Here is a 23,971-nt window from a genome sequence, read left to right as displayed (position 1 = left end):
TCCACTGTGACTGCCATTGAACTGCTGTCGTACGAGGACGCCCTCGCGTCGTACGACCCCGTCATGGGCCTCGAGGTCCATGTCGAGCTCGGCACGAAGACCAAGATGTTCTGCGGCTGCTCGACCGAGCTGGGAGCCGAGCCCAACTCGCAGACCTGCCCGGTCTGTCTCGGCCTGCCCGGCGCGCTGCCGGTCGTCAACGAGATCGGCATCGAGTCCGCCATCAAGATCGGTCTCGCGCTGAACTGCGAGATCGCCGAGTGGTGCCGCTTCGCCCGGAAGAACTACTTCTACCCGGACATGCCGAAGAACTTCCAGACCTCCCAGTACGACGAGCCGATCGCCTTCAACGGCTTCCTCGACGTCCAGCTGGAGGACGGCGAGATCTTCCGCGTGGAGATCGAGCGCGCCCACATGGAGGAGGACACCGGCAAGTCGCTGCACGTCGGTGGCGCCACCGGCCGCATCCACGGCGCGTCCCACTCGCTGCTGGACTACAACCGCGCCGGCATCCCCCTCATCGAGATCGTCACCAAGCCGATCGAGGGTGCCGGCGAGCGCGCCCCCGAGGTGGCCAAGGCGTACGTCGCCGAGCTGCGCGAGGTCATCAAGGCGCTCGGCGTCTCCGAGGCCCGCATGGACAAGGGCCAGATGCGCTGCGACGTCAACCTGTCGCTGCGCACCAGCCCCGAGGTGCCCATGGGCACCCGCAGCGAGACGAAGAACGTCAACTCGCTGCGCTCCGTCGAGCGCGCGGCCCGCTTCGAGATCCAGCGCCACGCGGCGGTGCTCTCCTCCGGCGGCTCGATCGTGCAGGAGACCCGGCACTTCCACGAGGAGGACGGCTCCACCACGGCCGGCCGCATCAAGGACAACGCCGAGGACTACCGGTACTTCCCGGAGCCCGACCTGGTCCCGATCGCCCCGGCCCGCACCTGGGTCGAGGAGCTGCGCTCCGGTCTGCCGGAGATGCCGCGCGTGCGCCGCAACCGCCTCCTCCAGGAGTGGGGCGTCACCGAGCACGACATGCAGTCGATCCTCAACGCGGGCGCGGTGGACTCCATCGTCGCCACCATCGAGGCCGGCGCCGACTCGGCCGCCGCCCGCAAGTGGTGGATGGGCGAGCTGGCGCGCAACGCCAACGAGCAGGGCGTCGTCGTCGACGAGCTGCCCATCACCCCCGTCCAGGTCGCGCGCGTAGCGGCCCTGGTGGCGGCCGGCGAGCTCAACGACAAGCTGGCCCGCCAGGTCCTCGAAGGCGTCCTCGCCGGCGAGGGCACCCCGGACGAGGTCGTCGAGAAGCGCGGCCTGAAGGTCGTCTCGGACGAGGGCGCGCTCGGCGCGGCCGTGGACGAGGCCATCGCGGGCAACGCGGGCATCGCCGACAAGATCCGCGGCGGCAAGATCGCCGCCGTCGGCGCGCTGGTCGGAGCGGTCATGAAGACCACCCGCGGCCAGGCCGACGCGGCCCGCGTCAAGGAGCTCATCCTGGAGCGCCTGGGCGTCTCGGAGTAGTTGGAGTAGTACCCACCCCGCACGCAGGCGGCCCCGCACCGGATCTCCGGTGCGGGGCCGCCTGCGTGCGGGCCCGGCGGGGCTACCGCTTGAGCTGGGGAGCGGCGATGACGGCGTGGCCGGTGTCCTTGCAGCCCGTCTCCACCCTCAGCCGCAGGCGTAGGGCCCCCTTGATGTCCAAGGACTTGGTGACCGGCTTGCCCAGGTGGACCACCTCCGAGAAGAGCGCGGGCTGATCGTCCACGGAGATACTGATTCGGGCCTGTTCCATGGTCGAGCCGTCGTCCATGCCCGCAGTGAACTCCAGCGTGGACCAGGCGCGGTTCACGTCGTACTCGGCGGTCGCACCGTAGTAGCAGCTGCCGAGGAGGGCGGCCCCGTACTCCCGCGTGTTCAACTTGGCGGAGCCGACCTCGAAGTCGTTGTCCTGTCCGACCGACGACAGCAGTGTCAGATCGGCGACGTTGGTGTCCTTCGGCACCCCCGGAGCCGAGGGGCTCGTCGAGCCCGACGGAGTGGCGGAGCTCTCGGGAGCGGAATCACTGGCGGTGGGATCCGCTGAAGCGGTCGGCGTCACGGCTGGGGACGAGGCGGCCTTGTCCCCGCCGGACGCCGTGTTCGAGTCGTCCGCGTCCTTCTTGTCTCCGAGCACCTTCATGCCGACTACCGTGCCCGCGGCCACCAGCAGCACGGTGAGCACTGCCCCGAGCACCAGCCCGGTACGCCGCTTCTTGCGCGGGGGCGGCGGCGGCTCGGGGAGCGGTTCCGTACGGGACACGGCCGCGGGCGCGGGACCGTACCCGTCGGGCACGCTCGCCTGGACCGGCGGCGGCGGGGTGTACGCCGGCTGCGCCGGGGGGCTCGCCGGGACGGTCGGAGCCGTCGTCGGGGCCGTCGCCGCCGGGGCGGACGGCTGCTGCGGCGGGGCCACCGGCTTCGGCGGGGCCGCCGCCGGGACCAGGGGAGTGGCCGGGGGCGCGGCCGGCATCGGCACCGCGTCCTGGACCACCCGCTGCGAGGTGGAGCTGGTCGTGGACACCACCGCGCGGCGGATGCCCTTCATCCAGCCCGCCAGGTTCAGCGGACGCCTCAGCGGCTCCGCGGCGTAGATGGAGGCGATCCGCTCCCGCTGCTCCGCGTCCAGCACCGCGAACTGCGGCAGCCGGAGCATGGCGTGTGCCAGCAGCTCGGGCGTCGGGGGCGGGGACTCCCCGCTCAGCAGGAAGTACGCGAGGGCCCCGAAGGCGTACCGGTCCGCGCCCGGGGTGCGCTTCCCCTCGAAGACCTCCGGCGCCGCGTAGCCCTGGGTGAACCACACCTCCGCCGTCTGGTGGTCGGCGGTCAGCTTGCTGAGGCCGAAGTCCACCAGGGTGGCCTGCCCGTGCGCGTCGACCATGACGTTGCCGGGGGACAGGTCGCCGTGGATCACCTGGCGCCCGGAGGGGGTGGCCTTCCCCGAGTGGAGCCAGTCCAGTACGTCGGCCAACTGCTCCAGCGTGCGCATCACTTCGCGCCGCTCGGCGGCCGTGGCGAGGGTCCGCTCGGCCCGCCAGTCGCGCAGGTCGAGTCCGTCGACGTGGTTCATGACCAGCACCAGGGCCCGCCCGGTCAGCGTCGAGGACTCCCCGGGCCGGTGGATCGGCGGGCCCTCGAAATGCTCCCGTACGCCCACGACGCCCGGCCGGTGGACGAAGCGCAGCAGTTCCGCCTGCTCGTTCCACTTCTGGCTGATCCGGTCGAAGAGGTCCGGGGTGATCGTGGTCTTGGAGTCGAGCACCTTCACGACGACGGGCTCGGATCCTCCCGCGAGCTCGATCTCCGCGAGATAGAGCACGGCCTCCCCGCCGCGCCCGATGGACCGGAGCAAGCGGTAGCGGTCCGCTGCCGCGTCCGGCCCGATGTGCAGATTCTGGCTGGTCAATTTCCCCCCAGCGCACAGTATTTGATGGACGCACAGTTTCCCGTGGTGCGGTTGGCGGGGTCAATGGAAATCGGAACTCGCACCCCCATCGAGACCTTCCGGGCAGGAGGTCCGGCAGACTGTGCGCGGGGAAAACGGACTCGGGGAGGGGGGCCGGTGGAGATCGGTTCGATGGTCATCGCCGCGGTGGGTGTTGCGGGCACACTGGGCGGCACGCTGCTCACCCAGCTGGGCGCGACGCGCGCGAAGCGCCGCGAGATCGAGCTCGTGCACGGTCACGACGCGGTACGCGAGAACCTGCTGCTGCGGCGCACCTGCTACGCGGGCCTCAACCGGGACGCCCGGCAGTTCACCACCGCCCTCAACCGGCACCTGCACACCATGCGGGAACGCCAGGTCGAGGACGCCGACCGGACCGTGCTCGACGCCGCGAAGGACGCCTTCCGCGACCAGTACTCCGAGGCGCAGATGATCGCCCCCGGCCCGGTCCTCACGCCCGCGACGGTGGTCAACCACGCCCTGACGGACGTATACGGACAGGTGAAGCGCCTGGAGCGGGGCGAGCCGGCCCCGGGGGAGTCGATGGAGGCGGCGGCGGAGGCCCAGCAGGGCATCTGGGGTTCGCTCCGGGTGATGCGGGCGGCCATGAGGGCCGACCTCGGAGTGCCGGACGGGGGCTGAGGCCCGCCGTACTCCGAGCGGTCAGCGGTCAGCGGGTGGCATCGCCGACGAAGGCGGCCCAGGCGGCGGGGGCCACGGTCAGCACCGGGCCCTCGGTGACCTTGGAGTCGCGGACGTGCACGGCGGCGGTGTGGGCGGCGACCTCGACGCAGTCGCCGCCCTCGCTGCCGCTGTAGCTGGACTTCCGCCAGTGGTAGGCGACTTCGAGGCAGTTGCCGCCCTCGCTGCCGCTGTAGCTCGACTTGAACCAGGTCAGTGCGTGGGTCGTCATGACTCTCCTAGCAGGTCGTCCAGCAGGCGCTTGCTGTCCTCCATGGACAGCGCCTGGTTCCGCAGGATCCCATATTTGAGAGTCAGCGGATGGACCTCCTCTGGGTCGTCCAACAGGAAGCTCACGCCCTGCCCTTCGATGTACGCGAGCTGGTCGTGGTCGCCCGTTTCCAGCAGCACCATCGGGCCGTCGAGGGCCGCGTGCGTCTCGCGCCCGGTGGCCATGATCTGGAGGCCGAGGTAGGGGAGTTCGGCCATCTCTCGCAGGTGGCGGAGCTGGGACCGAAGGACGTCAGCTCCTCCGATGGGGCGTTCGAGGATGGCCTGCTCCAGGATGAAGTGCATCATCGGCGGCCATGGCTTGCGGGCCAGCATGGACTGTCGGCCCAGACGGGTGGCCGTCTGTACTTCGATTTCCTCGGGAGTGAGCGGCGGATATAGGGAGCCGAAGACGGCCGCCGCGTACTCCGGGGTCTGGAGCAGTCCCGGGATCACCGAGTTCTGGTACGAGAACAGGCTCTCCGCATCCCGCTCGTGCGTGATGAAGTCGATCGCGAACGCCGGGTACCGCTCCCGCTTCGGGATCTTCGCGAGCGAGCTGCTCAACAGCCCGCCCGTGCCGAACAGTTCGTCGAGCGTGGCCGCCATGCGCGGCTGGAGGAGCCGGCGGCCCTGCTCCATGGAGGCGATGGTCTCGGGGTCGGTGTGCAGGTACTCGGCGAGGGTCGCCTGGGTGTAGCCCGCCTGCTTGCGGAAATGTGCGGCCATGGTGCCCAGGACTCGCCACGAGACGTTCCTTTGGGGCCTGTTGTCGTCTGCCATGACTGCGACATCCCCGGGTGGGGCGGAGCTGACGCGCCGTCGACCCGTACGGCACCCGTACAAAATCCAGAGTTCTGTAGCGATCGCTAGCTAAAGCGTGTACGGTTCTTTCTGTAGCGACCGCTACGGAAACTAGGGGGATCTCATGATCACCGCACTGACCAGCGCCTATGCCCGTACCGTCCGCAAGGAGAGCGGTGGCCCCGGCCTGCTCCTCGCCCACGGTGGAGGGGGTTCGGTCGAGTCGAACTTCGGTGCGATCCTCGATGCCCTGGCCGAGGGTCACAGTGTCGTGGGCGTGGACTATCCGGGTACGGGAGGGACCCCGCGTGCCACGGAGCCGCTGGAACTGGACGAGCTGGCCGACCAGTTGGTCGCCGCCGCCGACGCCGAGGGGCTGGAGCGGTTCGCCGTCCTCGGCTACTCCCTCGGCGGGAACGTCGCCGTGCGCATCGCCGCCCGGTACCCGCAGCGGGTCACCGCGCTCGTGCTCACGGCGAGCTTCGCCCGCGCCGGTCACCGGCTCGGCCTCATCACTGACCTCTGGGCCGAACTGGCCCGTCGCGGGGACGGCGAACTGCTCGCCCGGCTCCTCGTCCCGCTCTCCCTCAGCCCGCAGGTGCTGAAAGGGATGACAGGTGAGCAGGTGGAGGAGGCCGTACGGGCCACCGCGGCATCCTACCCGCCCGGAGGCGGGGATCACGCCGCCCTGGTGAAGGGGGCCGACCTGCGGGCCGACCTCGCGCGGATCGACGTACCCGCGCTCGTCATCGCGACCACCGCCGACCCCCTCGTACCGCTGGAGGTTCAGCGGGAGCTGGCGGACTCGCTGCCGGGCGCCCGGTGGGCGGAACTGGCCACCGGGCACCTGCCGTTCGTCGAAAACCCGGGGGAGTGGGCGGAGCTGGTCACCGGATACCTGGCGGGGCTGCCGACGGATCGCGGGTGAGTGGCCGCCCGAGGCCGGCCGCCCACCCGAGCCCGGTCGGGCCGGCCGGCCTCAGGCGCCCGTGGTGCCGTCGATGGCCTCGCGGAGGAAGTCCGCGTGGCCGTTGTGGCGGGCGTACTCGTGGATCATGTGCAGCATGAGCAGGCGCAGCGAGGCGTCCTCCTCCCACTTCTCGACCCGGACCGTCACCTCCAGGGACTCGGCGGCCTCCTCCACCGCGCGGGAGTGCTCGACCTCCGCACGCCAGGCCCCGAAGGCCTCGGCGCGGGTCGAGCCGGAGGCGTCGTAGGCGGCCTGGAAGTCGTGGGTGTCCGACCACAGGTGGGGGACGTCCGCCCCGCCGAAGGTGCGCCGGAACCAGTGCCGTTCCACCTCCGCCATGTGCCGCACGAGTCCGAGCAGGGACAGCGTGGAGGGCGGGGACGCCTGGCGGCGCAGTTCCTCGTCGGTGAGGCCCTCGCACTTCCAGGCGAGGGTGGCGCGGTGGAAGTCGAGGTACGCGCGGAGCGTCTCGCGCTCGCCCCCGGTGAGGGGAGGGGCGGTGCGGTGGGCGGATTCTGTTGCGGCCATGGCAGAGATCTTGCCCCGTTGGTCCCGGGGGGTGGAAGGCGTTCGCCCCTACTGCGTTCCGTTTTTTGTTCCTAAAGTGAACATATGCCGCCATGTCGTACCCGCATCACCCATATCCCCCACGTGAAGGCCCTCGGACCCGTGCTGCTCATCGGCATCGGAGCGGGCGTCGGAGCCGTGCTCTTCCGGTGGATGGTGATCGGGGCGACGGAGCTCCTGTCCGGCCACGCCGACTACGCGGGCACCGGCCACGCCGCCCACCCCGGCGCACGGTTCCTCGGCCCGTACTTCGTCCTGCTCGCCCCCGTCGTCGCCGGCCTCGTCTACGGCCCGCTCGTCCACCGCTACGCCCGCGAGGCCCGGGGGCACGGGGGCCCCGAGGTCATGCTGGCCGTCGCCCACAACGGCGGGAAGATCAAGGGCCGCGTCGCCGCCGTCAAATCCCTCGCCTCCGCCCTCTGCATCGGCGGCGGCGGCTCCGTCGGCCGCGAGGGCCCCATCGTCCAGATCGGCGCGGCACTCGGCTCCACCCTCGGACGCCTGCTGAAGTCCGACGAGGAGCACACCACACTGCTCCTCGCCTGCGGAGCGGCCGGCGGCATCGCGGCCACCTTCAACGCACCGCTCGCCGGCGTGGTGTTCGCGATGGAACTCATCCTCCACCGCTGGACCACCCGCACCTTCGGGTACCTCGCCCTCGCCTCCGTCACCGCCTGCGCCCTCGCCCGCGCGGTCTTCGGCGACAGGCCGTTCCTGGTCCTGGAGGCGATGCACGTGGGCCACCCCGGGCAGTACCTGCTCTTCGCCGCCCTCGGAGTCCTCGCGGGAACCGTCGGGATCGGCTTCACGCGCTTCCTCTACGTGGCCGAGGACCTGTGCGACCGGCTGTGGCGCGGCCCGGAATGGCTGCGCCCGGCGGTGGGCGGGCTGCTGCTCGGGCTGATCCTGCTGGCGCTGCCCCAGATGTACGGAGTCGGCTACCCCGTGCTGGAGGGCGCGGTCCACGGGAAGTACGCCCTGGGCCTGCTGCTGCTCCTGATGCTGGGCAAGATCCTGGCGACGAGCACCACGATGGGCATCGGCGGCTCGGGCGGGGTCTTCGCCCCGTCCCTCTTCATCGGAGCCACCCTCGGCGCCGCCTTCGGCCTGGTGACCTCCCCGGCCGACGCCCCCGCCTTCGCGCTGGTCGGCATGGCAGCGGTCTTCGCGGGCAGCGCACGTGCCCCGATCACGGCGGTGGTCATCATGGTGGAGCTCACCGGGGAGTACACCCTGATCGCCCCCTTCATGCTGGCGGTGGCCCTGGCGACGGGCGTGAGCCGCCTGCTCAGCAGGGACACGGTGTACACGCTGAAGCTGACGCGCAGGGGGATCGTGCTGGCGGCGTAGACGGCGTAGACGGCGTAGAGGATCGAGCCGAGGGCGTAAGAGGGCCTCGTCTACTCCTTCGCCCGTCTACTCCTTCGCCTCCCAGATCCAAGGCACCGTCACGCCCATCACGCCGAAGCCCAGCCGTTCCAGGATCGGCCGGCTGTCCTGCGAGGCGTCGACCTGGAGGTAGCGGATGCCCCGGTCCGCCGCCACACGGGCGCGGTGGGCCACCAGGAGGCGGTAGATCCCGCGGCCCCGCCATTGCGGGACCGTGCCACCGCCCCACAGGCCCGCGAAGGGGCTCCCCGGGCGCATTTCCATCCGGGCCGCGCTCACCGGGGTGTCGCCCGCCATCGCGACGACGGCTTCGATCGTGTCCGGCTCGTCCCTGAGCAGGTTCAGCATCAGGTCCCTGATGCGCGGGCGGTCCGAGCCGAAGGCCCGGCGGTGGGCCTCCATCATCAGGTCCACCCCGACCTCGTCGGTCACCACCCGCAGCGTGATGCCCTCCGGCGGCTCCACCGACAGGGCGGCGAGCTCCGCCACCCGCGCCACCAGCAGGGTTTCCTCGGGCTCCGCCACGAAGCCGGCGGCGCGCAGCCGGTCGCCGAGGTCGGCGGGGCGGTCGTGGCCGTACAGCTTCCACTCGAACTCCGCCGACGGGATCTCGCCCCGAGCGGCGAGCGCGGTGAAGAACGCCACCTGCTCCGCGATCGCCGCGTCCGCGGTGTGCTCGTCCAGGTCCGACCAGAGCACCGAGTTCCCTCCGGTGCCGGGCGCGATCTGCCGTACGACCGGGCCCGCCCGTTCCACGCGCGCGTCACTGGTGTCCGGCCGGGCGTCCCTGCGCATCACGGAGTCGAACTCGGCGCGCACTTCTCGCAAGTCCTCTGCATCCATCGTCATCGGGCCAGCTCACCAGCCGCCGACGGGTCCGACAACTGCATTAACCTCACCGCCGTGAGCGATCCCACGCACCCCACGCACCCCACCCCCTCCGCGCACCCCGCCGTCTACACCGGCAAGGCCGCCCCCGACGCCGCCGTCGACCGGGGCTGGCTGCTGGGGCACTTCAAGCAGCCCGGCGATCCCCGCCACAGTGAGGACGTGGAGATCAAGTGGGGCGTCCACCCCCAGGGCGAGGAGCGGGCGAGCTGGGTGCGCGGGGAGTCCCGTACGGCGTTGCAGGTACTGGTCAGCGGCCGGTTCCGGCTGGAGTTCCCCGGCCGGAGCGTCGTACTGGCAGAACAGGGGGACTACGTCGTGTGGGGACGCGGGGTCGACCACTCCTGGTACGCGGAGGAGGACTCGGTGGTGCTCACCGTGCGCTGGCCCTCGCTGCCGGGCTACCGCGCCGACGAAGAGGACGAAGAGCCCGACGGCCCATCCGGCCGGACCTCCGTTCCGAACCCCGTGTGACCATGGTCCCGCGCCTGCCCGAGCACCTGTGACGCTGCCCACGAAGGCCGCCAACGATCACGCCACGCTGCGATCGTGGAGGTGTAGACCATGTAAGCGGCGGCAGCCGCCCGCACAGCACGTCCTGCACACACAGCACGTCCCGCACGTACCGACAATTCCAGAAGTCCAGCGTTCAGTTTTCAGTGTTCACGCGTTCTTTCCGACGGGCCGTTCCCCGGTAAGGATCCGAACCACCAGGGAGCCCGTCCGTTGTCAGCCCTCGCACGCTGGTGCATGCGGCACCGACTCGTCACCGTCCTGATCTGGCTCCTCGCCTTCGGCGGGACCGCCGCCGCCGCGATCGGCGCCGGGACGGCCTTCTCCAACGACTACGAGGTCCCCGGCACCGAGTCCGCCAAGGCGCACGCCCTGCTGCGGGAAGGCTTCCACGGGCAGGGCGGCGACACCGACACCATCGTGTGGCGGGCCCCGGACGGGCAGAGCGTGCGGACGCCGGCCGTGCGGGAGCGCATGACGCGGGCCCTGGACTCCATAGCCGGGCTGCCCGGTGTCGGATCGGTCGCCGGTCCCTACGGTCCCGGCGGCGACAGCGGGGCCCGGATCAGCCCCGACGGGCGTACCGCCTACGCCGTGGTCACCTTCGACCGGCAGGCCGACTCGGTGCCCAAGGGCGAGGCGAAGGCGGTCGTCGACGCCGCGCGGAACCCGACCACCCAGGCCGACGGGCTCCAGGTCGAGCTCGGCGGGCGCGCCATCGGCCTCACCGAAGCCCCCTCCGCCCACCTTGCCGAGGTCATCGGCGTGGCCATCGCCGCGCTGGTGCTCTTCCTGGCCTTCGGCTCGCTGGCCGCCAGCCTGCTCCCCATCGCGACCGCCCTGGTCAGCGTGGGCACCGCCTACTTCGGCATCACCCTCCTCGGCCACGCGATGCCGGTCGCCGACTTCGCCCCGATGCTCGGCACCCTCGTGGGCCTCGGGGTGGGCATCGACTACGCGCTGTTCATCGTCACCCGCCACCGCAAGGGCCTGGGGCGCGGACTGCCGGTCGCGGAAGCCGCCGAGAGCGCCGTCGCCACCACCGGCCGGGCCGTGGTCTTCGCCGGGGCCACCGTCTGCATCGCGCTGCTCGGCATGCTGGTGCTCCGGCTGAACTTCCTCACCGGCGTCGCCATCGCCGCCTCCCTCACCGTGGTCCTGACCGTCGCCGCCTCGGTGACCCTGCTGCCCGCGCTCCTGTCGTACATCGACATGCGCGCGCTGTCCCGCCGCGAGCGGCGCAAGCTCGCCGCCGAGGGCCCGCGGCCCGAAGCGGTCACCGGCTTCGCCGCCCGCTGGTCGGCCTTCGTCGAGCGCCACCCGAAGCTGCTCGGCCTGGTGGCCACCGCGGTCATGGTGGTGCTGGCGCTGCCCACGCTCTCCCTCCACCTCGGCACCTCCGACCAGGGCAACAACCCGGCCACGTCCACCACCCGCAAGGCCTACGACCTGCTCGCGGAGGGCTTCGGCCCGGGGATGAACGGCCCGCTGACCGTGGTCGCCCGCCTCGGCGGGGTCGGCGACCGGGTCGCCGTGGAGGCGCTGACCGAGTCGCTCCGTACGACCAGGGGCGTGGCCGCCGCCGGACCTGCGGTCTTCAACCGCGGCGGCGACACCGCCGTCGTCACCGTCGTACCGGACTCCTCCCCGCAGTCCCGGGCCACGAGCGAACTGGTCGACAGGCTGCGCGAGGACGTCATCCCGCGCGCCGGCCAGGACACCTCCCTCCAGGTCCACGTCGGCGGCGTGACCGCCGGGTACGACGACTTCGCCGAGGTCATCGTCGGCAAACTGCCGCTCTTCGTCGGGGTGGTCATCGCCCTCGGCTGCGTGCTCCTGCTGCTGGCCTTCCGCTCCATCGGCATCCCGCTCAAGGCGGCCGCCATGAACGTGGCCGCCGTCGCCTCCTCCTTCGGAGTCGTCGTCGCGATCTTCCAGTGGGGCTGGGGCAGCGAACCGCTCGGGCTGGGCAGCGCCGGGCCGATCGAGCCCTTCCTCCCGGTGATCATGGTCTCGGTGCTCTTCGGGCTGTCGATGGACTACCAGGTCTTCCTCGTCAGCCGGATGTACGAGGAGTGGCTGGAGACGGGGGACAACAGGCGGGCGGTGCGCGTCGGCCTCGCCGAGACCAGCCGGGTGATCAACTCGGCGGCCGTCATCATGATCTCCGTCTTCCTGGCCTTCGTACTCAGCGGAGACCGGCTCATCGCCATGTTCGGCATCGCGCTCGCCGCGGCCGTCGCCCTCGACGCCTTCGTCCTGCGGACCCTCCTGGTACCGGCCCTGATGCACCTGCTCGGCGGAGCCAACTGGTGGCTCCCGGCCTGGCTGGACCGCCGGCTCCCGAAGATCAGCATCGAGCCCCCCGAGCGCCGTCCGCATGCGAAACTTCCCCTGCACCGGCCCGGCGCGGACCCCGTCACGAGCGAGGAAGCGGCCGAGCCCGCGACCAGCTCCCGGTGACCAGGCCACCCGCCGCTCGATAGCCAAGGAAGAACGCGCATGTTCTCGATAGACCTCGCCGACGACGCCCAGCTGTTCCCGCTGGAAGCCCGGCACGCGGAAGAGTTTTTCGCCCACATCGAACGCGGACGCGAGTTCATCGGCCAGTACGTCGGCTTCCCCGACCGGTCCTCCGACCTGGAGTCCGCCCGGGCCCTGCTGGCCAAGTACGCGCTCACGGCGGGGGAGGACGGCGCGCGGTTCTTCGGGATCCGCCTCGACGGCACCCTCGTGGGCGGGGTGCTCTTCCCGGCGTTCGACGCGGGCACGGGCAACTGCGAGATCGGCTGCTGGCTGGAGCCCGCCGCGGCCGGCCGCGGCCTGGTGACCAAGGCCTGCCGGGTCCTGATCGACTACGCCTTCGGTGAGCGCGGCATGCACCGCGTCGAATGGCACGCCGCCACCGGCAACAAGAAGAGCCTCGCCGTGGCCGAGCGCCTCGGCATGACCCGTGAAGGCGTCCTGCGCCAGAACCACCTGCACCGGGGCGTCCGCCAGGACACCGAGGTCTGGGCGCTCCTCGCCCACGAGTGGTCCGCGGCCCGCTCCGCGTAGGCACCCCCCGCGCCCGTGCGACGCCGCCCCGCCCCGAGTCCGTCGCGGGGCCGGGGCACGGCTGCGCACGCCGCCCGGCCGGATTCTCAGGAACCTCTCAGAAAAGCCGCCTACGGTGCCCCGCATGGACACCACCAAGACCCCCGCCCCGACCGCTCCCGAGGCGGACTCCCCGGCCGACCTGAAGAAGGCCGCCACCGACGAGACGACCGCCCCGGCCGCCGCGGACATCACCACCACCGACGAGGCCCAGGGCGAGGGACTCGCCCCGGACCTCAACGAGGAGGACGGGGAGTTCGACGAGCTCGATGCCGCGGCCGACGCGGAGCAGAGCAGTGGTGTCGCCTCCGGAGCCTCCGCGATCGTCGCCGCCGGTCTCGGCCTGATCGCCCTCAGCGGCAGCTGGACCTCCCGCGTCATCGGCGAGCGCGAGACCCTCAAGGGCCAGATCAGCTCCGCCAACGCCACCAGCACCGAGGCCAAGATCGAGGCGCTGTACGGCAACGCCTGGCAGATGACCGCCCTGGCCAACGGCGTCCTGTCGACGATCGCGCTGCTCATCGCCGTCTTCGTGCTGGCCCGTCCGGCCTTCGGTGCCCCCGGCCGCACCCTCCCCAACTGGGTGCGTTCCGTGTCCTGGGCCGCCGTCGTCGTCGCCGCCATCGGCGTGATCGCCTTCGCGTTCATGTACGTCCTCGCCCTCCCGACGGCCCCCGCCGTCTAAAACGCCTCCCGTCTCCCGTCTCCCGTCTCCCGTCTCCCGGCGGCCCGCCCGGGCCGTCCGCGCGTGCCCGGCGGCCCGCCTAAGTACCGCCTTAGGCCACCTCAGGGACCCCCGGTCCCGGCCTAAGGCCCCCCGGCTCGTACAGATGCGGCATGCTCCCGATGTGCCGGCACCCCCTGGGGCGCGAATCTTGGATCACACCGAACGAGGTGTCCGAGAAACGCGAACCAGGGAGCACGAGATGTTCGAGTACGAGATCGCCACCGCCCGCCACGACGACCTCATCCGCGAGGCCGACGCCTACCGTCTGGTCCGGGAAGCGAAGAAGGCCCGCCGCTACTCCCGGAGCCAGGAACCGGAGGGGTCGGTGAGAGGGCAGCGCGGCCGGTTCACCCGCGCCGCGTAACCCGCGGCGCGAGACCGTGCGAACCGGCACGTGATGAGAAGCGCACCGATATCCAGTGCCGACGAGCAGGGCCCCTGTGCGATGCTCGGCGGCGTGGAGACCAGATCTGTCAGCCCGGTGTTCGTCGGCCGAGCCGACGAACTGGCCGTACTCACCGACGCCCTGACGCGCGCCGCCGGCCAGGAGCCGCAGGCGCTGCTCATAGGCGGCGAGGCCGGGGTCGGCAAGACCCGCCTCACCGAGGAGTTCCTCTGCGAGGCCGACCGCCGCGGCGCGGTCGTTGCCGTCGGAGGCTGTGTGGAGATCGGGGCGGAGGGGCTTCCCTTCGCCCCGTTTTCGACCGCGCTGCGCACCCTGCACCGCCTGCTCCCCGGCGAACTGGCCGCGGCCGCCGCCGGCCAGGAGGACGAGCTCGCGCGCATCCTCCCCGAACTGGGCGAGACCCCGCGCGGCCCGCACGACGAGGAGAGCACCGCCCGGCTCTTCGAGCTGACGGCCCGGATGCTGGAACGGCTCGCCGCCGACCGCACCGTCGTCCTCGTCCTGGAAGACCTGCACTGGGCGGACACCTCCACCCGGCACCTGCTCTCCTACCTCTTCCGCGCGCTCGGCAGCGGCCGGCTCGTCGTGGTCGCCACCTACCGCGCCGACGACGTCCACCGCCGCCACCCGCTGCGCCCGCTCCTCGCGGAGCTCGACCGGCTGCGCACCGTCCAGCGCATCGAGCTGTCCCGCTTCAACCGGGCCGAAGTGCGCCGCCAGCTCGCCGGGATCCTCGCCTCGCAGCCCGACGAGGAGTTCGTCGAGTCGGTCTTCGACCGCTCCGACGGCAACGCCTTCTTCGTCGAGGAACTCGTCGCCTCCCGCGCCAGCGGCTGCCCCACCGGCCTCACCGAATCCCTGCGCGACCTGCTGCTGGTCCGCGTCGAAGTCCTCCCGGACGCCGCGCAGCGCGTCGTGCGCATCGTCGCCGAGGGCGGCTCCACCGTGGAGTACCCCCTGCTGCGGGCCGTCACCCGGCTCACCGAGGACGAACTGATCGAGGCCCTGCGCTCGGCGGTCGGCGCCAACATCCTCCTCGCCACCTCCGACGGCGACGGCTACCGCTTCCGCCACTCCCTGGTCCGCGAGGCCGTCTCCGACGACCTGCTGCCCGGCGAGCGCGCCCGCGTCAACCGCCGCTACGCCGAGGAACTCGAACAGGACGACTCGCTGATCCGCGCGGAGGAGCGGGTCATCCGCCTCGCCACCTACTGGTACTACGCCAACGACGCCGTCAAGGCCCTGCCCGCCGTGCTCGCCGCCTCGGTGGCCGCCCGCCGCCGGCACGCCTACTCCGAGCAACTTCGCCTGCTGGAGCGGGCCATGGACCTCTGGGAGGCCGTACCCGAGGAGGTGCGCGCCGAACTGCGCCCGGCGGACTACACCGAGGTCTACCCGCCCTGCGGCTGCGACCCGGCGACCACCCCGCTGCAACGCCTCGACCTGCTGGCCGAAGCCACCGTCGCGGCCCGCTTCGGCGGCGAGCGCGAACGCGCTCTGAAGCTGACCAAGACGGCCCTGCGGCTGCTGGAGGACGGCCACGACCCGCTGCGCGCCGCCTGGTTCTGGACCGAACGCTCCCGGATGATCGCCAGCCTCGCCCGCGGCGACGGCTGGGAGGAACTGGCCAGGGCGCAGGAGCTCGTCCGTGGGCTGCCCCCGTCCCAGGTGCACGCCGACGTCCTGGTCCGGGCCGCGAGCTGGGGCATGCTGCACAAACCGGGGGCCGACAACCTGGTCGCCGCCGAACGCGCCGTGGAGTACGCGCGGATGGTCGGCGCCGAGGACACTGAACTCAACGCCCGGATCACCGTCGGCAGCCTGCTCGTCGACGCCGGGGACCCCGAGCGCGGACTCGCCGAGATGCACGCGGTCAAGGACCGGGCCGCCGCACTCGGACTCGCGATGCTGGTGGCACGCGCGCACGTGAACCTCACCTCTCATCTGGAAAGCCTGGGCCGGTCCCGCGAAGCCGTGGAACTGGCCGAAGAAGGCGCCGAGCTGGTCAAGAACTCCCATCTGATGGACTCCGAGGCGTACATCCGGGGGAACCTGGCGGAGAGCCTGTACAGCCTGGGCCGGTGGGAGGAGGCCGCGACGCAGGCTCGGCGCACCCTGGCCCTCGTCAGCAGCGCCGCCCCGCGCGCCGCCGCCGTCGTACGGCTGTCCTACCTGGCCCTGGCCCGCGGCGAACTCGCCGAGGCCGCCGGCCAGCTCACCGCCGCCCGCACCCACTTCGGATCCCACGACGGCCAGCCCCAGCACCGGATCCCGCTGTTCCGCCTCGCGATCGGCGTGGCCGCGGCGGAGGGCCGGATAGCCGATGTCCGCAGCGAGGTGGCCGCCGTCGCCGAGCACGGCTTCCCGCTCGGCATCCACCGCTACGCCTGGCCGCTGCTGCTCGCCGCCGCCTCGGCCGAAGCCGAGGCCCGCGGCCTCCCGGCCGCCGAGGCGGGCCGGGAGGAGGCGCTGACGGTGCTGCGCACCGCGGCCCGGCACCTGGCCACGCCGGCCCCGGTGTGGAGCGCCCACTCCGAGTACCTCAGGGCCGAGCTGCTGCGTGCCGAGGCCCGGGACACCGTCGCGGACTGGACGGCCGTGGAAGCGGCCGTACGCCCGCTGGAGCGCCCCTACCTGCTCGCCAGGGCCCAGTACCGGCTCGTGGAGGCCCTGCTGGCCGCCGGCGGGGACCGGGAGACCGCCGCCGGGCTGCTCCAGGAGGCCTACGCCACCGCCGAGCAGCTCGGCGCCCGCAGGATCCGCGAGGACCTGGCCCTGCTCGCTCAGCGCGCCCGGCTCCCGCTCACCCCCGTGGACGCCGCCGCCCAGGCCCTGCTCGCTCCGGGCGCGGACCCGGTCGAGGCGCTGGGCCTGACCAGCCGCGAACGGGACGTGCTGCGCCTGGTCGCGGCCGGCCACACCAACCGCCAGATCGCCGAGGAGCTCTTCATCTCGCCGAAGACGGCCAGCGTGCACGTGTCGAACATCCTGGCGAAGCTCGGCGTGGCGAGCCGGGGCGAAGCCGCGGCACTGGCCCACCGGCTACGCCTCTTCGGCCCCGTCACCCAGCAGCCGGCCGGGACGCGCTGAACGAAACGTCCCCGGCCTCACCGGGCATGCCACCTAGGCCGACTCTGCCGCCGGGTGCTCCTTGGCCCGTATGAGCACCGTGCCGGAGTCCAGGTCTATCGGACCCTTTCCCGGGTCGCCGTCATTCACGTCGATCCGGGAGAGCTCCAGCCGCTTCTTCTCCTCGTCCGTGTGCCCCCGGCCCGGGCTGAACAGCTCCTCGATCATGTTGAACATCGCGTTCACCGCGCCTTTCGTTCCCCCGTCGGGGCCCGGCCCGTCGACGGCCGGTCATCCCACGGTCAGTGTCAGGATCCTGTCGTCACCGGTTTCCGGCGACCCGCGCCCGTCCGTCTCGCTCGTGACCAGCAGCAATCTGTCGCCCCCGAGGGCCACCACGGTGCGCAGCCGGCCGTATTCGCCCGTCAGGAAGGCCTCGGGCGCCGCCACCGGCTCCGTACCGGCCAGCGGAATCCGCCAGAGCCGCTGCCCCCTCAGCCCGGCCATCCAGACGGAGCCCTGCGCCCAGGCGATCCCGCTCGGCGAGGCCTCGTCGGTCTTCCACACCGCCACCGGATCGCGCATCCCCGGTCGGCCGGCCCTGCCCTCGGCCTCCGGCCAGCCGTAGTTCGCGCCGGGCTCGATCAGATTCAGCTCGTCCCAGGTGTTCTGGCCGAACTCGGCCGCCCACAGCCGCTTGTCCTTGTCCCAGGCGAGCCCCTGCACATTGCGGTGTCCGTAGGAGTAGACGACGGAGTCGGCCTCCGGATTGCCGTGCACCGGGTCCCCGTCCGGGGTCATCCGCAGGATCTTCCCGCCCAGCGACTTCTTGTCCTGGGCCAGCCCGGTGTCCCCGGTCTCGCCCGTCCCGGCGTAGAGCATCTTGTCCGGGCCGAAGGCGATCCGCCCGCCGTTGTGGATGAGCCCCTTGGGGATCCCCCGGAACACGGTGTCCGGCGCGCCCAGCTGGTTGCCCGCCGGTCTCCGCTCGTCATAGCGCAGCCGCGCGATGCGGTTGTCGGACTCGGTGGTGAAGTAGGCGTACACCATGAGGTCCGAGGCGAAGGAAGGGGACACGGCCAGGCCCAGCAGCCCGCCCTCACCGCCCGGGGCCACCCCGGGCACCTGGCCGACGGGGGTCACGGCCCCCGTGCCCACCTCGACCCGGCTGATGGTGCCCTTGTCCCGCGAGGCGACCAGCAGGTTCCCGTCGGGCAGCGGAGCCACCCCCCACGGGGACTCCAGGCCCTGCGCGGCCACGCCGGTCACCGTCACCCGGCCCTTCGCGGGCGGCCCCGAGGGCGACGCGGAGGCGGACGGTGACCCCGAGCCGCCCGGTGGCGCGGAACCGGCGGCCGAGCTCGCTGGGGTGTCGCCCGGCCGGGCCCCCGCCCCCGCGGGCGGCGAGCACCCCGCAGCCAGCAGCGCCCCGCACCCCGCCAGGGCGAAGGCCGCCAGTACCCCCCGGGCCCGCGCGCCCGGGCCGCCGTACGATCGCGCCGGCACCCGCCCTCGTGCCTGGCCTGGTGCCTGCCCTCGCGCCTGGCCTGGTGCCTGGCCTCGCGCCCGCCCTCGTTCCCGTCCTTGTCCCTGCTCTGGTCCCCGGCCCTGTCCGTTTCGCATCGCCGTACTCCCCTCCGGTCCTCCGATCGTGCCCTCACACGACTCAACAGCGCCGACCATGCCCCAAGTTCCGCCACTCGTACACTCGATCGAGTGGTTCAGGCCCCGATCGGCACCGGCAGCTCCGAGAGCTCCACCAGGTCCTCGGCGGTCAGCCGCACCTCGGCCGCCCGCGCGTTCTCCTCCGCCCACCGCGCCTGCCCGGCCCCGGGCACGGGAACCACCTGCGGCCCCTGTGCCAGCACCCACGCCAGCGCCACCTGCGCCGCCGTGACCCCGTCCCCGTGCCGCCGGGCGACCCGCCGCAGACCCGCCACGAGCACCTGGTTCGCCGCCATCGCGTACGCCGTGAACCGCGGATGCCGGGCCCGTACGTCCCCGGGCTCGAACCCCTCGCCCGGAACCAGCGTCCCGGTCAGGAACCCGCTCCCCAGCGGCATCGCCGCCAGGAACCCCACCCCCCGCGCCGCGCACCACGGCAGCAGCCGCCATGCCGCCTGCGGCGACCACACCGACAGCTCCGCCTGCACCGCGCTCACCGGGAACACCTGCTGCGCCCGCTCCAGGTGCCGGACCGTCGCCTCGTACGCCCGGTCCCCGCGCGGCCCCGCACCCGGCCCGGTGCCCGCCCCCAGCGCGCAGAAGCCCAGGGCCCGCACTTTCCCCGCGCCCACCAGCTCCGCCAGCGCGCCCCAGGACTCCTCGACCGGCACGTCCGGGTCCACCCGGTGCAGCTGGTACAGGTCTATGACGTCGGTGCGCAGCCGCCGCAGCGAGGCGTCGCAGGCCCGCCGCAGGTATCCCGGCCGCCCGTCGGCCACCACGTGCACCCCGTCGGCCCGCAGCCCCGCCTTCGCGGACACGAAGGCGTCCGGCCGGCGCTCGCGCAGCACCCGGCCGAGCAGCAGCTCGTTGGTGTAGGGGCCGTACAGATCGGCGGTGTCGAGCAGGTTCGCCCCCAGGTCGAGGGCCGTGTGCACGGCGTGCAGCGAGTCCTCGCGCCGCCTGCGCGAGGGCGCGTACGCCCCGCTCATCGGCATGCAGCCGAGGCCGATGGCACCCACCGTCAGCGCCCCCGCCCCGATCGACCTGCGCTCCACCGCGTGTCCCCCCTGGTCCTCCCCGGGCCTCGGTGGGCCTCCCGTTCCCGGCACACAAACTAACGGCTCGATCCGGATCCCCTGGCATAGCCTCCTGATCATGACTGCAGAGACCCCCGAGACCCCCGACGTCTGGCTCCCCTTCCCCGCCGAGGAGATCGAGGGCCTGCCCGATTCCTTCCGGTACCGCCACTGGGACGGCGAGGAGACCTTCCCCGCCGATCCGGCCGTCTGCGTCTTCTACGTCACCCCGTACATGAAGTCCCCGGCCGTCACCCTGCGTCCGCTGCCCGTGATGCCCCGCCTGCGGGTCGTCCAGACCCTGACCGCCGGGGTCGATCACGTCCTGGGCGGCCTCGGCGCCCTGGCCCCCGGCGTACGGCTGTGCAACGCCAAGGGCGTCCACGACGCGAGCACCGCGGAGCTCGCGCTGACCCTCGTCCTGGCCTCCCTGCGCGGGATCCCCGGCATGGTGCGAGGCCAGGACCGCGAGGAATGGCGCTTCGGGTTCTACGAGGCGCTCGCGGACAAGTCCGTACTGATCATCGGCTACGGCGCGGTCGGCGCGGCCATCGAGGACCGGCTCGCGCCCTTCGAGTGCGAGCGGATCGTCCGGGTGGCGCGGACGGCGCGCACCACGGCGCGCGGACCGGTGCACGCCCTCGCCGAACTGCCCCAACTCCTGCCCGCGGCCGACGTGGTGATCCTTTCCACACCGCTCACCGAGGAGACGAGGGGGCTCGCGGGGCCCGCGTTCCTCGGCCGCATGAAGGACGGCGCGCTGCTCGTGAACGTAGCCCGCGGACCCGTCGTCGACACCAAGTCCCTTCTGGCGGAAGTGGAGTCGGGCCGGCTGCGCGCCGCGCTGGACGTCACCGATCCGGAACCACTGCCTTCAGGCCATCCGCTCTGGCATGCTCCGGGTGTCCTGATCACGCCCCATGTGGGCGGCAGCAGCTCCGCGTTCGAGCCGCGGGCCAAGCGTCTGGTGGCCCGTCAGCTCCGCCGGTTCGCCGCCGGAGAGCCCGTGGAGAACACGGTGTTGATCACGGATTGACGCGCGGCGCGCACGCTCCGCGTTCGTCCGGATGCGCTCGGTGGGCGCAACTCCCTTGTTGGTGACGGAGCGTAGAGAAACTATGTCCCTGAGTGACGAAAGTGGTGTATCGTCCGGACCAAGGGGCTGCGCCACGAACGTCTGGCGCTGGGGAGCGATCGGACACTTTGGGGGGCGACGGGCGATGCACGGCCAATGGACGAAGGATCCGATGCGGCGAAGCCGCCGGAGGCGGCGGTGCCGGGACTGGACCGCGCCGGAACCAGCCAGCGAGGGGGACCGGTGAGCACGCCGGGGGCGGCGCTGCTGACCCGCCGGCCCCTCGCCGACGGCGGCCGCGGCAGCGGCTCGAAGGCGTTGGCGATGCAGATCCTCCTCGCGGTGGTCAGCAGCGGATACGGCGTGGGCGCCGCCCTCGGCTGGGGCTCCGAGGAACTCGCCGAAATCATGGGCGACTTCGGACTCAGCGCCGCCGGCCTGCTCGCCGCCGTCTCCTGTTTCACGTACGCCCGGGCCATCGACAGCCGGGAGCGCCCGGCCTGGCTGCTGTTCGCGTTCTCCTCGCTCATGGGCTGTTGCGGCAACGCCATCTGGGGTTGGTACGAGGTGGTCCTCGGTGAGGACGTGCCGAAGCCCTCGCTCGCCGACTTCGCCTTCCTCTGCTTCGCGCCGCCCGCCATCGTGGGCCTGCTCGTCCTCGCGAAGCGCCCGGTCACCAGGGCCGGCTGGGTCTGCCTGGGCCTCGACTCCTGGCTCATCGGCGGGTCCCTGCTCACCCTCTCCTGGAGCCTGGCCCTCGCGCACGCCGCGCGCACCGCCCAGTCCGGCGCCCCCGGCAGCGTCCCGCGCGCGGCCCTCTCGCTGGCGTACCCGCTCCTGGACATCGCGCTCGTCTCGATGGTGCTGGTGCTGCACTTCCGCCGCTCCGAGACCAACCGCTCCGCCGTGAACACCGCCATCGCGGCGCTCGCCCTGACCGTGCTGAGCGACGCGCTGTTCACCTCGCCGCTGCTCAGCGCCGAGTACCAGTCCGGCCAGCTCCTGGACGCCGGCTGGTTCGCCGGCTCCCTCCTCCTCGCGTACGCCCCCTGGGGCGCCCGCCGCCTGCACCCCGGCCCGGACCCCGCCGCCCACGGGCCCGCGCACGCCGAGCGGCCGCACAGCCGCCCCATCACCGGCTCCCTGCCCGCCCTCACCCCGTACCTCGCGGCGGCCGTCTGCACCCTCGGGATCCTCTACAACGTGGTGGACGGCCGGAAGGTCGACCGGGTCGTCGTCTTCACGGGCTGTACGGTCGTGCTCGCCCTGGTCATCCGCCAGGGCATCATGCTGCTCGACAACATCGCGCTGACCCAGGAACTGGCCCAGAAGGAGAACCACTTCCGCTCCCTGGTCCAGGGCTCCAGCGACGTCATCATGATCGCCGCGCCCACCGGCACCCTGCGCTACGTCAGCCCGGCCGCCGCCGGGGTCTACGGCCGCGAGGCGGAGGAGCTGGTCGGCACCGAGCTGGCCACCCTGATCCACCCGGAGGACCTGGGCCGCGTCGTCCACGAGGTGCGCCGCTTCCTGGCCGCGCCGCCCGCCGAGGAGCCGACCACCCGCATCGAGTGCCGGTTCAGATCGGGTGACGGCGAGTGGCTCAATGTGGAGTCCACCGTCAACCGCCACCAGGGCGGTCTCATCCTGAACAGCCGCGACGTCACCGAGCGGGTGCGGCTCCAGGCGCAGCTCCAGCACAGCGCCGAGCACGACCCGCTCACCGACCTCCCCAACCGGGCCCTGTTCACCCGCCGGGTCCGCCAGGCCCTCACCGGACGCCGGGCCGGGGACCACAGCACCGCCGTGCTCTTCATCGACCTCGACGGGTTCAAGGCGGTCAACGACACCATCGGCCACCAGGCGGGCGACGAACTGCTGATCGAGGCCGCCCGCCGGCTCCAGGACTCGGTCCGGGCCGGGGACACGGCGGCCCGCCTCGGCGGCGACGAGTTCGCCGCGCTGATCCTGGGCGACGGCGGCCGCGACCGCAGCGCCCGCGAGTACCAGGTCCACGAGATCGCCGACCGGCTGCGCACCACCCTCTCCCAGCCCTACCGGATCGCCGGGAGCGAGGTCCGGGTCGCCGCCAGCATCGGCGTGGCCTTCGCGGATCCCGGCATCACCCCTTCGGACCTGATGCGCAACGCGGATCTCGCGATGTACCGGGCGAAGGCGGGCGGCAAGGACCGGGTCGAGATGTACGCGCCCCAGATGCAGGCCGAGGTCGTCCGCAAGGCGGAGCTGGCGGGCCGGCTGCGCACCGCGCTGCACGACGGGGAGTTCGCCCTGCTGCACCAGCCCGTGGTCTCCCTGGCCTCGGGGGAGATCTCGGCCGTGGTGGCACAGGCCCGGTGGCGTTCCGCCCAGGGGATCCTGTTCACCCCCGCAGAGTTCCTGCGGGTGGCCGAGCACAGCGGGGGAGGGGTCAGCGGAGGAGGGGCCGGCGGGGGAGGGGCCGGCGAGGGCGGGCAGCCCCCCCGTGGCGCGGTCCCGGACGCCTCGCGCACCGCCGAGCTGGGGCGCTGGCTGCTGGAGGAGGCCGTCGGGCAGGCCGCCGAGCGGCACCGCGCCGGGCACGACGTCCCCGTGGCCGTACGGATGACCGCGCAGCGGCTGCTGGACCGGTCCATGCCGCTGGGCTCCGTGGAGGCCCTGCTCACCCGCAACGGGCTGCCGTCGGGCGGGCTCGTCCTGGAACTCGCCGTCTCCGACCCCAGGGTGCCCTTCGACGACCTGGAGCGCCGCCTGGCGGCCCTGCACCGGCTCGGAGTCCTGATCGCCCTCGACGGCTTCGGCAGCGGCTATGCGGCCATCAGCGCCCTGCGCAGGCTCCCCGTGGACATGCTCAAGCTCGACCGTGGCCTGGTCGAGGGGGTGGTGGAGTCCCCCCGACTGCACAAGATCACGGCTGGTCTGTTGCGGATCGCAAACGACCTCGGCATGCAGTCCGTGGCGGAGGGCGTGGATCTCCCCGAGCAGGTCATGGCGCTGCGCGCGATGGGCTGTACCCACGGGCAGGGAATGGCCTTCTCGGGTCCTCTGGACGAGTACAGGCTGCGCCGAGCGCTGGTGCGCGGTACGTTCCCAGTACCGGGCGGCGCGGCCCAACCCGCTTTGGCCGGTGGTTCGCAAGGGGGCTCGATGGTCATCCACAGAGGCTCACATAATGAGACGCCCGTCCCACCCGCTTGACATCACCCTCCCGCCGGAGGGAGGGTCAATGCCATGCGCACCCGAATTCTCGTACTTGGAAAGCGCGTCGGCTGAAGCTGGGACCAGCATGTCCCCGCTCAA

19 protein-coding genes and 1 pseudogene are annotated in these 23,971 nt (G+C 72.3%); 12 read left to right on the top strand and 8 right to left on the bottom strand.

The genetic code is table 11. The annotated features are described in order from the left end of the window. Positions 1-6: 6 nt before the first annotated feature. Complete coding sequence (gene gatB / locus ACIQV3_RS14605) at positions 7-1,515, top strand: Asp-tRNA(Asn)/Glu-tRNA(Gln) amidotransferase subunit GatB (RefSeq protein WP_403712737.1); 1,509 nt, start codon at positions 7-9, stop codon at positions 1,513-1,515. A gap of 82 nt (positions 1,516-1,597) precedes the next feature. Here gatB and ACIQV3_RS14600 read toward each other — a convergent pair whose 3' ends face one another. After that, a complete protein-coding gene (locus tag ACIQV3_RS14600) occupies positions 1,598-3,436 on the bottom strand; it encodes a protein kinase (protein WP_403712736.1) in 1,839 nt (612 codons plus the stop codon). 156 nt (positions 3,437-3,592) lie between these two features. On the opposite strand from ACIQV3_RS14600, the gene ACIQV3_RS14595 reads away from it, so the two are divergent. Beyond that, a complete protein-coding gene (locus ACIQV3_RS14595) occupies positions 3,593-4,117 on the top strand; it encodes a hypothetical protein (protein ID WP_403712735.1) in 525 nt (174 codons plus the stop codon). A 28-nt stretch (positions 4,118-4,145) separates the two neighbouring features. Here the strand turns inward: ACIQV3_RS14595 and ACIQV3_RS14590 are convergent, their stop codons facing one another. Beyond that, positions 4,146-4,388: a DUF397 domain-containing protein gene (locus tag ACIQV3_RS14590; protein WP_403712734.1), complete on the bottom strand. Its 243-nt coding sequence runs from the start codon at positions 4,386-4,388 to the stop codon at positions 4,146-4,148. Continuing rightward, positions 4,385-5,155: a Scr1 family TA system antitoxin-like transcriptional regulator gene (locus ACIQV3_RS14585; RefSeq protein WP_403712733.1), complete on the bottom strand. Its 771-nt coding sequence runs from the start codon at positions 5,153-5,155 to the stop codon at positions 4,385-4,387. Before ACIQV3_RS14585 ends, ACIQV3_RS14590 begins: the two co-directional genes overlap by 4 nt. 199 nt (positions 5,156-5,354) lie before the next feature. Between ACIQV3_RS14585 and ACIQV3_RS14580 the strand changes: the two genes are divergently transcribed. Further along, on the top strand, positions 5,355-6,158 hold the full coding sequence (locus ACIQV3_RS14580) for an alpha/beta fold hydrolase (RefSeq protein ID WP_403712732.1): 804 nt from the start codon (positions 5,355-5,357) through the stop codon (positions 6,156-6,158). 51 nt (positions 6,159-6,209) lie between these two features. On the opposite strand, the gene ACIQV3_RS14575 is transcribed toward ACIQV3_RS14580, so the two are convergent. Beyond that, positions 6,210-6,728 carry a DinB family protein gene (locus tag ACIQV3_RS14575; protein ID WP_403712731.1) on the bottom strand — a complete coding sequence of 173 codons (519 nt, stop codon included), beginning with the start codon at positions 6,726-6,728 and terminating at the stop codon, positions 6,210-6,212. 84 nt (positions 6,729-6,812) lie between these two features. Here ACIQV3_RS14575 and ACIQV3_RS14570 point away from each other — a divergent pair. Beyond that, positions 6,813-8,108: pseudogene (locus ACIQV3_RS14570) on the top strand (chloride channel protein); the annotation flags it as partial. Positions 8,109-8,183: 75 nt separating this feature from the next. On the opposite strand, the gene ACIQV3_RS14565 reads toward ACIQV3_RS14570, so the two are convergent. Next, positions 8,184-9,005: a GNAT family N-acetyltransferase gene (locus ACIQV3_RS14565; RefSeq protein ID WP_403712730.1), complete on the bottom strand. Its 822-nt coding sequence runs from the start codon at positions 9,003-9,005 to the stop codon at positions 8,184-8,186. 54 nt (positions 9,006-9,059) lie between these two features. Here ACIQV3_RS14565 and ACIQV3_RS14560 point away from each other — a divergent pair, with 54 nt between their 5' ends. From ACIQV3_RS14560 to ACIQV3_RS14535, 6 genes are all read left to right on the top strand, one after another. Beyond that, positions 9,060-9,518: a signal peptidase I gene (locus ACIQV3_RS14560; RefSeq protein ID WP_403712729.1), complete on the top strand. Its 459-nt coding sequence runs from the start codon at positions 9,060-9,062 to the stop codon at positions 9,516-9,518. A 252-nt stretch (positions 9,519-9,770) separates the two neighbouring features. Beyond that, positions 9,771-12,020: an MMPL family transporter gene (locus ACIQV3_RS14555; protein WP_403712728.1), complete on the top strand. Its 2,250-nt coding sequence runs from the start codon at positions 9,771-9,773 to the stop codon at positions 12,018-12,020. Between the two features lie 39 nt (positions 12,021-12,059). After that, positions 12,060-12,614 carry a GNAT family N-acetyltransferase gene (locus ACIQV3_RS14550; protein ID WP_403712727.1) on the top strand — a complete coding sequence of 185 codons (555 nt, stop codon included), beginning with the start codon at positions 12,060-12,062 and terminating at the stop codon, positions 12,612-12,614. 124 nt (positions 12,615-12,738) lie between these two features. Next, the gene (locus ACIQV3_RS14545; RefSeq protein ID WP_403712726.1) at positions 12,739-13,338 is read left to right on the top strand and encodes a hypothetical protein; all 600 of its coding nucleotides are present in this window, start codon (positions 12,739-12,741) and stop codon (positions 13,336-13,338) included. A gap of 241 nt (positions 13,339-13,579) precedes the next feature. Then, a complete protein-coding gene (locus tag ACIQV3_RS14540) occupies positions 13,580-13,744 on the top strand; it encodes a hypothetical protein (protein WP_403712725.1) in 165 nt (54 codons plus the stop codon). Positions 13,745-13,825: 81 nt separating this feature from the next. Then, on the top strand, positions 13,826-16,876 hold the full coding sequence (locus ACIQV3_RS14535; RefSeq protein WP_403712882.1) for a helix-turn-helix transcriptional regulator: 3,051 nt from the start codon (positions 13,826-13,828) through the stop codon (positions 16,874-16,876). A 33-nt stretch (positions 16,877-16,909) separates the two neighbouring features. Here ACIQV3_RS14535 and ACIQV3_RS14530 read toward each other — a convergent pair whose 3' ends face one another. From ACIQV3_RS14530 to ACIQV3_RS14520, 3 genes are all read right to left on the bottom strand, one after another. Further along, the gene (locus tag ACIQV3_RS14530; RefSeq protein ID WP_403712881.1) at positions 16,910-17,092 is read right to left on the bottom strand and encodes a DUF6191 domain-containing protein; all 183 of its coding nucleotides are present in this window, start codon (positions 17,090-17,092) and stop codon (positions 16,910-16,912) included. A gap of 54 nt (positions 17,093-17,146) precedes the next feature. Then, positions 17,147-18,478 (bottom strand): PQQ-dependent sugar dehydrogenase, encoded by a 1,332-nt coding sequence (locus ACIQV3_RS14525; protein WP_403712724.1) that lies wholly within the window; start codon positions 18,476-18,478, stop codon positions 17,147-17,149. Between the two features lie 98 nt (positions 18,479-18,576). After that, positions 18,577-19,578 (bottom strand): aldo/keto reductase, encoded by a 1,002-nt coding sequence (locus ACIQV3_RS14520; protein WP_403712723.1) that lies wholly within the window; start codon positions 19,576-19,578, stop codon positions 18,577-18,579. Positions 19,579-19,678: 100 nt separating this feature from the next. On the opposite strand from ACIQV3_RS14520, the gene ACIQV3_RS14515 reads away from it, so the two are divergent. Both ACIQV3_RS14515 and ACIQV3_RS14510 read left to right on the top strand, forming a co-directional pair. Continuing rightward, positions 19,679-20,635, top strand: coding sequence for a 2-hydroxyacid dehydrogenase (locus ACIQV3_RS14515; protein WP_403712722.1), 957 nt, complete (start codon positions 19,679-19,681; stop codon positions 20,633-20,635). Between the two features lie 282 nt (positions 20,636-20,917). Further along, the gene (locus ACIQV3_RS14510; RefSeq protein WP_403712721.1) at positions 20,918-23,869 is read left to right on the top strand and encodes a putative bifunctional diguanylate cyclase/phosphodiesterase; all 2,952 of its coding nucleotides are present in this window, start codon (positions 20,918-20,920) and stop codon (positions 23,867-23,869) included. Positions 23,870-23,971: the final 102 nt, after the last annotated feature.

The sequence above is a fragment of the Streptomyces sp. NPDC099050 genome (genome assembly GCF_044759865.1).
In the GTDB taxonomy this organism is placed as follows: Bacteria; Actinomycetota; Actinomycetes; order Streptomycetales; family Streptomycetaceae; genus Streptomyces.
The sequence above is the reverse complement of the archived record's forward strand: the minus strand, read 5'-3'. Positions and strand labels throughout refer to the sequence as shown.